This is a genomic window from Nocardiopsis baichengensis YIM 90130, assembly GCF_000341205.1.
GTDB lineage: Bacteria > Actinomycetota > Actinomycetes > Streptosporangiales > Streptosporangiaceae > Nocardiopsis_A > Nocardiopsis_A halophila.
This window is the reverse complement of record NZ_ANAS01000020.1, coordinates 81602-93836: the sequence shown is the minus strand read 5'-3', so window position 1 is coordinate 93836 and position 12235 is coordinate 81602. Positions and strand designations below refer to the sequence as shown.

General features: G+C 75.2%; 12 protein-coding genes. 10 read left to right on the top strand and 2 right to left on the bottom strand.

What is annotated here, in order from left to right; all coding sequences use genetic code 11:
• Positions 1 to 10 precede the first annotated feature (10 nt).
• Positions 11 to 745, bottom strand: a complete 735-nt coding sequence (locus tag C892_RS0117155) for an ArsR/SmtB family transcription factor (RefSeq protein WP_017558175.1) — start codon at positions 743 to 745, stop codon at positions 11 to 13.
• 64 nt (positions 746 to 809) lie between these two features.
• On the opposite strand from C892_RS0117155, the gene C892_RS0117150 reads away from it, so the two are divergent.
• The 4 genes from C892_RS0117150 (at position 810) to C892_RS0117135 (ending at position 3927) form a co-directional block, all read left to right on the top strand.
• Positions 810 to 1730: a cytochrome P450 gene (locus C892_RS0117150; protein ID WP_017558174.1), complete on the top strand. Its 921-nt coding sequence runs from the start codon at positions 810 to 812 to the stop codon at positions 1728 to 1730.
• Positions 1690 to 2556: an isocitrate lyase/PEP mutase family protein gene (locus tag C892_RS0117145; RefSeq protein ID WP_017558173.1), complete on the top strand. Its 867-nt coding sequence runs from the start codon at positions 1690 to 1692 to the stop codon at positions 2554 to 2556. The genes C892_RS0117150 and C892_RS0117145 overlap by 41 nt, the downstream gene beginning before the upstream one ends.
• Positions 2557 to 2866: 310 nt before the next feature.
• Positions 2867 to 3118 (top strand): hypothetical protein, encoded by a 252-nt coding sequence (locus C892_RS0117140; RefSeq protein ID WP_017538833.1) that lies wholly within the window; start codon positions 2867 to 2869, stop codon positions 3116 to 3118.
• A 143-nt stretch (positions 3119 to 3261) separates the two neighbouring features.
• Entirely contained in the window at positions 3262 to 3927 is a 666-nt protein-coding gene (locus C892_RS0117135) for a DUF6069 family protein (protein ID WP_017558172.1), read from the top strand.
• A gap of 7 nt (positions 3928 to 3934) precedes the next feature.
• On the opposite strand, the gene C892_RS0117130 is transcribed toward C892_RS0117135, so the two are convergent.
• A complete protein-coding gene (locus tag C892_RS0117130) occupies positions 3935 to 5164 on the bottom strand; it encodes an ROK family transcriptional regulator (RefSeq protein WP_017558171.1) in 1230 nt (409 codons plus the stop codon).
• Positions 5165 to 5333: 169 nt separating this feature from the next.
• Between C892_RS0117130 and C892_RS0117125 the strand changes: the two genes are divergently transcribed.
• From C892_RS0117125 to C892_RS0117100, 6 genes are read left to right on the top strand one after another with little or no spacing between them, the layout of a single operon-like run.
• Positions 5334 to 6389, top strand: coding sequence for a Gfo/Idh/MocA family protein (locus C892_RS0117125; RefSeq protein WP_017558170.1), 1056 nt, complete (start codon positions 5334 to 5336; stop codon positions 6387 to 6389).
• Positions 6386 to 7915 carry a sugar ABC transporter ATP-binding protein gene (locus C892_RS0117120; RefSeq protein WP_017558169.1) on the top strand — a complete coding sequence of 510 codons (1530 nt, stop codon included), beginning with the start codon at positions 6386 to 6388 and terminating at the stop codon, positions 7913 to 7915. Before C892_RS0117125 ends, C892_RS0117120 begins: the two co-directional genes overlap by 4 nt.
• Complete coding sequence (locus tag C892_RS0117115; RefSeq protein ID WP_017558168.1) at positions 7912 to 8979, top strand: ABC transporter permease; 1068 nt, start codon at positions 7912 to 7914, stop codon at positions 8977 to 8979. Before C892_RS0117120 ends, C892_RS0117115 begins: the two co-directional genes overlap by 4 nt.
• Entirely contained in the window at positions 8976 to 10019 is a 1044-nt protein-coding gene (locus C892_RS0117110) for an ABC transporter permease (RefSeq protein ID WP_017558167.1), read from the top strand. Before C892_RS0117115 ends, C892_RS0117110 begins: the two co-directional genes overlap by 4 nt.
• A gap of 4 nt (positions 10020 to 10023) precedes the next feature.
• A complete protein-coding gene (locus C892_RS0117105) occupies positions 10024 to 11229 on the top strand; it encodes a substrate-binding domain-containing protein (RefSeq protein WP_017558166.1) in 1206 nt (401 codons plus the stop codon).
• On the top strand, positions 11229 to 12140 hold the full coding sequence (locus C892_RS0117100; protein ID WP_017558165.1) for a sugar phosphate isomerase/epimerase family protein: 912 nt from the start codon (positions 11229 to 11231) through the stop codon (positions 12138 to 12140). Before C892_RS0117105 ends, C892_RS0117100 begins: the two co-directional genes overlap by 1 nt.
• Positions 12141 to 12235: the final 95 nt, after the last annotated feature.

The window sequence follows — 12235 nt, the reverse complement described above, 5'->3', positions numbered from 1 at the left end:
CGCCGGGGTCTCATGCGCCTGCTGACTCCAGGACGTCGCCGGAGACGCCCAGCGTCCCGGCGAGGACGGTGCGGCCTTCGGCCGTGACCCGTACGGCGCGCCCGCCCCCTGGGCGGACGAGCCAGCCCGCCTCCAGCGCGCGCGAGCACAGGGCCGCCCCGACGGCCCCGGCCACATGGGGGCGCCGCTCGGTCCAGTCCAGGCAGGACCGCACGAGCGGGCGCCGGGTCCGGGCGGGGAGTTCCGCGCCGAGGGCGGCGAGGCCGGTTCGTCCCTCGGCCGTCAGGGAGGGGCCGTCCTCCCAGGCGATCCACCCTTGCCGGGTCACCGCGTCGGCGACGGCCACCCCGAGCGCTCCGGCGAGGTGGTCGTAGCAGGTCCGGCCGCGCGCGAGGGCGTTCGACCGGTGCACCGCCCTGAGCCCGCGCGGTGGCGCGGCCTTGGGCGCCGCCGCCGACATGGCCTCGATGAGTTCGGCGATCTCGCGCGAGGCCAGCCGCACGTACCGGTGCCTCCCCTGGCGCACCTCGGCCAGCAGCCCCGCCTCGACGAGGGCGGTCAGGTGCTCGCTGGCGGTCGACGGTGCGACGTCCGCGTGCCGGGCGAGCTCCCCCGCCGTCCAGGCCCGCCCGTCCAGGAGGGCGGTGCAGAAGGCCGCCCTGGTGCGGTCCGCGAGGAGGGAGGCCAGAGCGGCGAGGTCGGGCTGGGCGCCCTCTCCCGAGGTGGGACGCGTCGTGGTAAGCACACTCCACGCTAACCGGCGCACGTTTCGGCGGCCGCCGAAACGTGCCGCGCCTAGCGTCGCCGCCATGACGACCACCATCCGTGTCGTGCGCCATGCCGACGTCCGTGCGGTCCTGAGCGACCCCGGCCTCGTGGTGCCCGCTCCCCCGGAGGCGTCGGACGGCGACGCCCCTCTGCCGTCCGTACCGTCGCTCGCCTGGCTCCGCAGGCGCGCCACCCGGTTCAGTACGGGGACCGACCACCGCCGGCGCCGGGCGCTCGCCTCGGCGCTCCTCACCGGCCTCCCACCGGTCGAGCTCCGGAGTGCGGCCGCCGCCCGCGCGCGCTCGGCGGGCCCCGACGAGGCGCCCTATGTGCCCGTCGCCGTCCTCGCCGAAGCCCTCGGTGTTCCCCGGTCCGATGTGCCGAACGCCGTGGCGGCGGTCCGGGACGTCGCCCCCGCCTACTTCCCCGGGGCGGGGGCGGGGAGCGAGCGCCGCGCGGACACCGGGGTGCGCGCCTTGGTGGGGATGCTCCCCGACGTCGCGCCCGAGGAGACCGCCCAGCGGGTCTGTCTTCTGGTCCAGACGTGCGACGCGACGGCCGGCCTCATCCGGGCGGCCCTTGAGCACGGTGTGCCGCAGGACGATGACGGGACCCTGTTCAAGGCGTCCGTGACAGCCCTGCTTTCCGAGGCGCTGCGGTTCTCTCCCCCGGCACCGCTGATACGCCGGGTGGCCGAACGCGGGACACGGATCGGCGGCGCCCCGGTCGCCGCGGGGACCGAGGTCGTGCTGGACCTCGCGGCGGCCAACCGGGACCCGGACGTGTACGCCTCGCCGGACCGGTTCGTCCCCCACCGCTTCTCCGGCCCACGCCCCGCTCCGCCCGCACTGTCCTTCGGATCCGGCGAGCGCCCCTGCCCCGGGTCCGACCACGCCCTCGCCATGGCGACAGGAGTCCTCCATGCCCACTCCGCTCACGCCGCCCCCGCACGAACGCGCTGAGGCCTTCCGCTCCCTGCACCGGCCCGGGCGCCCCTTCGTCCTCCCGAACGCCTGGGACCTGGCCTCGGCCGCTGCGCTCGCCCAGGCCGGATTCCCGGCGATCGGAACGACCAGCCTGGGCGTCGCCTCGGCAGCCGGGAGGCCCGACGCGTCCGGGTGCACCCGGTCCGAGACCCTCGCCCTCGCCCAGGGGATGGCACGGCTCGACGCCCCGGTGACCGTGGACGTCGAATCGGGTTTCGGCGGCGGCGAGTCCGGCGCCGCCGGACTCGCCGCGCACCTGGCATCACTGGGGATCGCGGGCGTCAACATCGAGGACGGGCGCGGCGGGGCGGCACTCGCGCCGGCAGACGAGCAGTGCGCGCTCATCCGCGCCATGAAGGGCGCCGCCCCCGCGCTCTTCGTCAATGCCCGGATCGACACCTACTGGCTCTCCCGGCACCTGTTCCGCCCGGGCTCGGGCGCCGAGCGCGCCTCGGCGACCTTGGAGCGCGCCCGCGCCTACCGGGACGCGGGCGCCGACGGGGTCTTCGTCCCCGGGCTGGAGGACACGGCGGTGATGGCGGACCTGGCCGAGCGGGTCGGGCTCCCGCTGAACGTCCTCGCGCCGCGTTCCCCGGGCGGCATCGCCCCGCTCGCCCAGGCGGGCGTGGCCCGGGTGAGCACCGGGTCGCTGCTGTTCCGGGCGGCGCTGCACAGCGCCGTGCGGACCGCCGTCGACACGGCGGGCGGACGCGGGGCCGATGGCGGTCAGGCCGCGTCGGGAATCCCCGGATACGACGACGTCGAATCACTCGCGACCCTTTACCGCGACGCGGACGGGTGACCGCCCTCTTTTTATCGGGGGGGGCTCTAATAAAAGGACCGCTCGGTTCTTCCGCGAAACACCTTCAAGGGGAGGGAAAAGTCACGAGCCGCGCCCCCGCATTGATCTCGGGGAAGTCGGGCTTAAGAGGGCCGCCATAAGGCCGACTCCCCCGAGATCAACAAGGCGGGGGGAGGGCCGGACAGGCGCTTCCGTGGCGCGACCACCTCTTTTCGTTCCTGGTGGAAAAAGGTGGATACCTCCCTCGCTCGTCCCCGAGGATCGGAACCCGTCGATATCCGACGGACATCCGATTCCTGATGGAGGATGAATGATTCGCACCGCCAGTCGCGTCGCCGCCGTCTCCGCCGCCCTCGGCGGGGCGCTCGCCGGGAGCCTGGCCCTCGCCGGGCCGGCCAGCGCCGAGATGATCCTCGAGGGCTACTACGACACGGCCATCGGATGCGACAAGGCCGGCCGGGCCGCGGTCGCCTCCGACGACTGGACGATCGGCTGGGAGTGCGACCGCCTGTCGTCCGACACCTGGATCCTCTACCTGGAGAAGGGCCCGTCCCCGAAGTAGCGGGGGCCTGCGGCGCCCCGCCGATCGGGGGCCGGGGCGCCGCACGGCCGGCGCCCCGGCCCCTCCGCCCCTGGCCCCCCACGGGCCACGACGGACCGTGACGGGGCGGTACGGCCTCGTGTTTTCGACGATGACCTGCGGGTATGGGCACCGTGACCGAGTTCGGTGCCGTATCGGGGGGTTCGGCGATGAGCGGATACGACAACGGCCGGAGCGTCAACGTCTCGCGGCTCTGGTCCGGCGGTCTGGCGACCGCCGTCGTCGCCGGCCTGGTCATCCTCGTGGGCGCGCTCATCGTGCGCGGCGTCCTCGGGATCCCGGTGCTGGCGCCGGAGGAGGCCGGCTACCTGGGCGACGCGACCACCGGTGTGTACGCGGCCACGGCCGCGGTGGCGGCGCTGATCGCCACCGCCCTGCTGCACCTGCTCATGCTGAGCGCGCCGCGCCCCATGACCTTCTTCGGGTGGATCGTGGGCCTGGCCACGGTGGTCGCCGCGGTCACCCCGTTCACCCAGACGGCGCCGCTGCCGAGCCAGATCGCCACCTGCCTGATCAACGCGGTGTGCGGGATCGCCATCGTGTCCCTGCTGACCAGCGTCGGCGCCAGCGCCCTGCGGCGCTCACCGCCGGGGCGGCCGCGGTTGCACGGCGAGGGCGCGCTTCCCGACACCGGCTTCGACCCGGGCTACTCCGCCGACGACTACGAGAGCGGCTACCGGGACGCCTTCCCCGACCAGCCCCGGCGCCGCTACGACGGCCGCCACCGCGCCTACGACCCCGACGCCCGCACCCGGCCCGACCGGGACTAGCGGGCGCTCAGCCCGCCAGCAGCGCGTCCACGCGCTGGGGGGCCAGCCCGTGCTCGATCACCATCACGGCCGCGCCGATCACCCCCGCACGCTCGCCCACCTGGGACGACACGATGCTCAGGCCCTCGGTGGCCAGCGGTAGCGAGCGCTGGTAGATCACCTCGCGCACGCCCGCCAGCAGGTGGTCGCCGGCCTGGGACAGCGACCCGCCGATCACGATGATCGACGGGTTCAGCATGTTCACCGAGGCCGCCAGCACCTCGCCGATGTCGCGGCCGGCCTGCCGCAGGGCGCGCAGCACCGGCAGCCCGCCCGCGCGCGCCAGCTCCACCACCTCCAGCGCCCCGTGCGCCTCGATCCCCTGCGCGGTCAGGGCTGCCGCGATCGCCGACCCGCTGGCCACCGCCTCCAGGCACCCGCTGTTGCCGCACCGGCAGGGCACGTCGGCCCCGTGCGGCACCTGGATGTGCCCCATGTCCCCGGCCGCCCCCTTGGCGCCCCGGTAGACGGCGCCGTCGGCGATGATGCCGCAGCCGATGCCGGTGGCGACCTTGACGAAGAGCAGGTGCCGGGCCTCGCTCCAGCGGGCGAAGTGCTCCCCCACCGCCATGATGTTGACGTCGTTGTCGACCAGGACCGACCCGGGCAGCAGCCCGCCGATGAACCCGGGGACGTCGAAGCCGTCCCAGCCGGGCATGATCGGCGGGTTGACCGCCCGGCCGGTGTCGTGCTCGACCGGCCCCGGAAGCCCGATGCCGGTGCCCATCAGCTCCTCGGGGGCGCGCCCGGCCTCGGCCAGCAGCGCGCGGCCGTGCTCGGCCACCCAGCCCAGCACCTCGGTCGGGCCGCGGTCGATCTCGATGTCGGCGGCGGTGTCGGCCAGCACCTGCCCGGACAGGTCGGTCAGGGCCAGCCGGGCGTAGGTGGCCCCCAGGTCGGCGGCGAGCACCACCCGCGCCCCGGGGTCGAACACGAAGGTCGTCGGCGGCCGTCCACCGGTGGAGGCGGCCTCCCCCGCGGGGCCGATGAGCCCCCCGGCGAGCAGGGCGTCCACGCGCTGGGTGACGGTGGAGCGCGCTAAGCCGGTGACCGACGCCAGCTCGGCCCGGGTGCGGGGCCGACCGTCGCGGAGCAGGCGCAGCAGGGTGCCGGCGCCAGGCGGGACGGGCGGGGCGGGGGCCGCGGAACCGGCGTCGCGCCGCCGGTCCTGCGTCTTGGTCAGCGCGTCTTCTGTCACACGACAAGTGAAGCACACGGGACTAAGTCATGGTGATCGCTCGACTATTTTGGTCCGATTCGGCAACTTATGCTTGACCTTCGACAGAAGTGCCGTCTACCTTCCTCGTATGCGAGTGAGTCAGGTCACAGCGCGCGGCTACCGGGCCGCGGTCATCGGAGCCGGGTTCATGGGGCGCGTCCACGCCCGCGCGATCCGGGCCTGCGGCGGCCGCATGGTGGGCGTCGCGGCCTCCACCCCCGAACGCGCCCGCGCCGCGGCCGGCCCCCTGGGGGCCGAGCGGGCGTTCGACGACGCCGCGGCCCTGATCTCCGACGACGAGGTCGACGTGGTGCACGTGTGCACCCCCAACCACCTGCACGCGCCGCTGACCCTGGCCGCGCTGGACGCCGGCCGCCACGTGGTCTGCGAGAAGCCCCTGGCCACCGACGCCGCCGTGGCCGCCCGGATGGCGGCCGCCGCCGACGCCGCCGGATCCCGGGTGGCCGCCGTCCCCTTCGTCTACCGCTTCCACCCGATGGTGCGCCAGGCCCGCGCCCTGGTCGCCCAGGGCGCCGTGGGCCGGGTGCACCTGGCCCACGGCGGCTACCTGCAGGACTGGCTGCTGCGCCCCGGCGACGACAACTGGCGCGTCGACCCCGAGCTGGGCGGGGCGATGCGCGCCTTCGGCGACATCGGCTCGCACTGGTGCGACCTGCTGGAGTTCGTGCTGGGCGAGCCGATCACCGCGGTCAGCGCGCAGACCAGCACCCCCGTGCCCCGGCGCGGCCCCGGCGAGGGCGCCCCGGTCTCCACCGAGGACCTGGTGGTGCTGCAGTTCCGCACCGGCGCCGGGGTGATCGGCACCGGCGTGGTCAGCCAGGTCTCGGCCGGCCGCAAGAACCGGCTGTCGCTGGAGGTCTCCGGCTCCGAGCACACCCTCGCCTTCGACCAGGAGCAGCCCGAGCTGCTGTGGAAGGGCGGGCGCGAGCGCACCGAGCTGCTCATGCGCGACCCCGACACCCTGCTGCCCGACGCCGCCCGGCTGGCCCGGGTCCCCGCCGGGCACCCGCAGGGCTACCAGGAGTGCTTCGAATCCTTCGTCGGCGACACCGGGGAGGCGATCGCCTCCGGCACCGCCCCCGACGGGCTGCCCGTCTTCGCCGACGGGCTGCGGGCCGCCCGGATCGCCGAGGCCGTGCTGGCCTCGGCCCGCTCCGGCGGATGGCAGGAGGTCGCCCGGTGACCGGGACGGCGCAGGCGCCGCTGCTGCGGATGCGCGGCGTGGGCAAGTCCTTCCTGGGCGTCCCGGTGCTGCGGGACGTGGACCTGCAGGTGCGCGCAGGCGAGGTGCACGCGCTGGTCGGGGAGAACGGCGCCGGGAAGTCGACGCTGATGAAGATCCTGGCCGGGGTGCACCGCGCCGACGCCGGGACGGTGGAGCTCGGCGGCGCGCGGGTCGACTTCGACCACCCGGTGCGCGCCCGCGAGGCCGGGGTGGCCACCGTCTTCCAGGAGTTCAACCTGCTGCCCGAGCGCACCGTGGCCGAGAACGTCTTCCTGGGCCGCGAACCGCGCGGGCGCGGGCTGCGCGCCGGGGTGGACGCGCGCGCGATGGAGGAGGAGACCGGGCGCCTGCTGGAGGAGCTCGGCCTGACGGCCCTCTCCCCCCGCACGCCCGTGCGCGCGCTGTCCGTCGCCGAGCAGCAGATCGTCGAGGTCGTCAAGGCGATGGCCCAGAGCGCGCGGATCATCACCATGGACGAGCCCACGGCCGCCCTGGCCGGGGCCGAGGTCGAGCTGCTGTACCGGCTGGTGCGCCGGCTCCAGGAGCGCGGGACGGCGGTGCTGTACGTCTCGCACCGGCTCCAGGAGATCTTCGACCTGTCCGACCGCATCACCGTCCTCAAGGACGGCGCCCTGGCCGGCACGGTCGACACCGGCGCCACCGGGCACGCCGAACTGATCCGGATGATGGTCGGCCGGCCCGTCAGCGCGGTGTTCCCCCCGAAGGCCGAGGGGACCCGCACCGGCGGCGCCCGCCTGGAGGTGTCCGGCGGCGGCAACAGGTGGCTGGACGGGATCGACCTGCGGGTGCGCGCCGGGGAGATCGTCGGCCTGGCCGGGCTCCAGGGCAGCGGCCGCACCGAGGTGGCGCACGCCCTGTTCGGCATCGACCGGTTCACCCGGGGCGAGCTGCGCATCGACGGCGAACGGGTCGCGGTGCGCTCCCCCCGCCGCGCGGTGCGCTCGGGCCTGGCGCTGGTCAGCGAGGACCGCAAGACGCAGGGACTGGCCCTGCACCGGTCGGTCCTGGACAACGGGCGCCTGGTGCTCGACGCGGTGATGCCGCTGCGCTCCCGGGAGCGCGCCCGCCGCCTGCCCGGGCTCTTCTCCTCCCTGGAGCTGGTGGCCCGCTCCCCCGCCCAGGAGGTGCGCTTCCTGTCCGGCGGCAACCAGCAGAAGGTGGTGCTGGCCAAGTGGCTGGCGGCCGACCCCTCGGTGGTGGTCCTGGACGAGCCCACCCGCGGCATCGACGTCGGCGCCAAGCACGCCGTGTACACGCTGGTCCGGCGGCTGGCCGCCGAGGGCGCGGCGATCGTGCTCATCTCCTCGGAGCTGCCCGAGGTCATCGGGCTGGCCGACCGGGTGCTGGTGCTGCGCGACGGGCGGATCGCCGGGGAGCTGCCCGGCGGCGCGGCCGAGGAGTCCGTGATGGAGCTGGCCGTGGGCGCCGGCCCGGCCCGGGCCGGCGGGGAGGCGGACCGGTGAGCGCCCCCGCCGCCCAGCGGCCCACGGCCCGCCCGGCCCGCCCGGGACTCCCCCGCCCGGGCACCACGGGGCTGGTGTACCTGGCGCTGCTGGCCGTCCTGCTCGCCGGGGCCGCCTTGGCCGCCGCGCGCGGCCAGGAGCTGCTGACCACCGCCAACACGGTCGACCTGCTGACCCGGTCCAGCCTGCTGGGGCTGGTCGCGATCGGGCAGACCCTGGTGATCCTGTGCCGGTCGCTGGACCTGTCGGTGGGCTACGTGATGGCGCTGTCCAGCGTGGTCGGCGCCACCGCCATGGCCGGGCAGGGGTCGAGGATCTGGCTGGGCGTGGCCGCGGTGGTCCTGGTGGCGGGGCTGGTCGGGCTGGCCAACGGGCTCATCGTGACCCGGCTGAAGGTCAACCCCTTCATCACCACCCTGGGCATGGGCCTGATCATCAAGGGCTACCTGGACACCCGGTACAAGGGGCCGGCCGGGGATGTGCCCACCGAGTTCCAGCTCTTCGGCTACACCCGGATCGGCGTGGTGCCGCTGTCGTTCGCGGTGATGGCCGCCGTGGCGGTGCTGGCGGTGGTGTTCCTGCGCCGCACCCGCACCGGGGTGCACATGTACGCGGTGGGCGGGGACGCCGAGGTGGCCCGGATGTCCGGGGTGCGGGCGGACCGGCCGCTGCTGGCCGCGCACGTGCTGTGCGCGGTCACCGCCGGGCTGGCCGGGCTGCTGATCGCCGCGCGCTTCGGCACCGGCAGCACCCTGGTCTACTCCTCCGGCTACGAGCTGGAGTCCATCGCCGCGGTGGTGCTCGGCGGCACCTACCTGCTCGGCGGGCGCGGCGGGGTGGGCGGCACCGTCGCCGGGGTGCTCGTGCTGGCCACCCTGGACACCGTCTTCAACGTCCTGGGGGTCGACGCGTTCTTCAAGGACGTGCTGCGCGGGACGGTCGTCATCGCCGCGGTGGCGCTCTACGCCCGGCGCCAGGTCGACCGGGCCGCCACGCCCCCGCGCTTCCCGCCCCCGCCGCTGCTGCCCCCGCTGCTGCGCCGACGGACAGGAGGCCGGCCATGACCGCGACCGGAGTCACCGGCGCCCTGCGCCGGACGGGGGCCGCCCTGGCCGGGGGCGGCAGCGGGACCGTGTACGCCCTGCTGGCCCTGGTGTTCGCGGTGGTCTTCGCGATCAACCCCTCCTTCGCCCAGCCGCCCTCGCTGCTGGCCTTCGCCCAGCAGGCCGCCCCGCTGGTGGTGCTGGCGGTGGGCCAGTACCTGGTGATCGTCGCCGGGGAGCTGGACCTGTCGGTGGGCTCCCTGGTCGGCGCCCAGGTGGTGATCGCCGCCCGGCTGATCGACGGCCAGGAGTCGGCGACGCTGCCGGTGCTGCTGCTCATGGTCGCCTTCGGCGCGGCGGTGGGCCTGGTCAACGGCCTGGTCACCACGGTGCTCAAGGTGCCCTCGATCATCGCGACGCTGGGCATGATGCTGGTGCTCTACGGGGCGGTGCGGCTGTGGACCGGCGGCGCCCCCACCGGTGCCCTGTCCGAGGCCTTCCGCACCGCCGGCCGGGGCGACGCGGTGGAGCTGCCCCTGCTGGGCGGCGTCCCCTGGGCGCTGCTGATCGCGGCGGCGGCGGGCGCGGCCGCCGTCGCGCTGATGCGCGCACCGCAGGGGCGCACCCTGGTCGCGGTCGGCGACAACGCCACCGCCGCGGCGTTCTCCGGCGCCCGGGTGTGGCGGGTGCGCACCCTGGCCTTCGTCGGCTCCGGCGTCCTGGCCACCCTGGCCGCGATCCTCATCGGCGGCTTCGCCGGGGTGACCGCCCAGGTCGGCGAGGGGCTGGAGTTCTCGGCCATCACCGCGGTGGTGCTGGGCGGGGTGGTGCTGGGCGGCGGGCGCGGCACCGTGGTGGCCGCGATCGGCGGCGCGCTGGCCGTCGAGGCGCTGTTCACCCTGTTCAACCAGCTGTACCTGCCCTCCACGATCCAGCCCGCCGTCCAGGGCCTCATCATCATCGCCGCGGTGGCCTACGCCTCCCGCGAGCGGTCCCGCAGATCCCCCCGGGCGCCGGCGGACGCCGGCGGCCCGGAGAAGTCCCCCCGCGAGGAGGTCTGACACCATGCGCCGATCCCGCGCCCTACTGGCCGCCGGCGCCGCGCTGAGCCTGGTGCTCACCGCGTGCACGACCGACGCCCCCACCGACGGCGCCCCCGACGAGGGGGCCGAGACCGGCACCGGCGGCGACTGGTTCGACGCCGAGGAGTACGAGGCCCAGCTCGCCCAGCGCGACATCGAGCCCGAGGGGCCCGAGGACGAGCCCTGGCTCCAGGCGATCGACCCCGAGTACGCCGACACCTCCGAGCACGCGCTGGAGGGCGGGGAGCGCGAGGACCCCACCGTCTGCTTCTCCAACGCCTCGGTGTCCAACCCCTGGCGGGTCACCGGGTGGATCACCATGCAGCAGCAGGTGGAGGTGCTGCAGGAGAGCGGGGACATCGGCGAGTTCCGCGTCTCCGACGCCGCCGACGACGACAACCAGCAGATCTCCGACATCCAGGCGTTCGTGGACTCCGGGGACTGCGACGCGATCATCATCTCCCCCTCCACCACCGCCACCCTCACCCCCGCGGTGGAGACCGCCTGCGAGAGCGGCGCCCCGGTCATCGTCTTCGACCGCGGGGTCGACACCGACTGCATGGTCAGCTTCATCCACCCCATCGGCGGCTACGCCTACGGCGCCGACGCCGCCGAGTTCCTGGTCGAGGAGCTGGAGCCGGGATCGAAGGTGCTGGCGCTGCGCATCCTGCCCGGGGTGGACGTGCTGGAGCACCGGTGGGCCGCGGCCCAGCGGGTGTTCGAGGACAGCGACGTGGAGGTGCTGGGCCACGAGTTCACCGAGGGCGACGGCGCCACCATCAAGGACCTGGTCACCCAGCACCTGCAGCGCGGTGAGGTCGACGGCATCTGGATGGACGCCGGGGACGGCGCGGTGGCCGCGCTGGAGGCGTTCGAGGACGCCGGCCGCCCCTACCCGGTGATCTCCGGCGAGGACGAGCTGAGCTTCATGCGCACGTGGGAGGAGGAGGACCTGACCGCGCTGGCCCCCGTCTACTCCAACTTCCAGTGGCGCACCCCGGTTCTGGCCGCCTCGATGGTCCTGGACGGCGAGGAGGTGCCCAAGGAGTGGGTGCTGCCCCAGGAGCCGGTCACCGAGGAGGACCTGGACGAGTACCTGGAGCGCAACGCCGAGATGCCGAGCCTGCACTACGCCAAGTTCGGCGGCGAGGACCTGCCCGGGTACCCCGAGGCCTGGCAGGACCGCTGATGCACAGGGCACTGGGCGTCAGCACCTGGGTGTGGACCTCCCCGCTGACCGACGCGGAACTGGAGCGGATCGCCCCGCGCGCGGCCGGGTGGGGCTTCGACACCCTGGAGCTGCCGGTGGAGCGGCCGGGCGACTGGGACCCCGGCCGCGCCGCCCGGCTGCTGGAGGGCCTGGGGCTCTCGGCGACGGTGTGCCTGGTCATGGGGCCGGGCCGGGAGCTGGTCGCGGCCGACCGGGCCACCGTCGCCGCCACCCGGGACCACCTGCGCCGCACGGTGGACGCGGCGGCCGAGGTCGGCTCCCCGGTCATCGCCGGCCCGGCCTACGCCTCGGTCGGGCGCACCTGGCGGATGGGCCCCGGCGAGCGCGAGGCCCGCTTCGCCGAGCTGGCCGAGGCGCTGGGCCCGGTGGTCGGGCACGCCGCCCAGGCCGGGGTGAAGGTCGCCCTGGAACCGCTGAACCGCTACGAGACCAGCCTGGTCAACACCGTGGAGCAGGGGCTCCGGGCCGTCGAGGCGCTGCCCGCCGAACACTGCGGGCTGGCGCTGGACGTGTACCACATGAACATCGAGGAGACCGACCCCCCGGCCGCGATCCGCGGCGCGGCCGGGCGCATCGCCCACGTGCAGGTGTGCGGCAACGACCGGGGCTCCCCCGGCCGGGACCACCTGGACTGGCCGGCGATCCTCGGCGCCCTCGACGGCGCCGGGTACGCCGGGCCCCTGGTGATCGAGTCCTTCACCGCCGACAACGACGCCATCGCCACCGCCGCTTCGGTGTGGCGTCCCCTCGCTCCGGACCAGGACACCCTGGCCCGGGACGGGCTGGCCTTCCTGCGCCGCGCGCAGCGGGGCCGCCCCGCGTCCGCCTCGCCCGACGACGGAAGGAGCGCCCCCGCGCCCCCTGCCTGAGCCCGACCACGGGCACCCCGACCGAGCACCCCTGAACGGGTTCCCCCCGGACGCAGGACGCGGCCCCGCGCCGCCGAACGCGTCCGCCCGTCGGC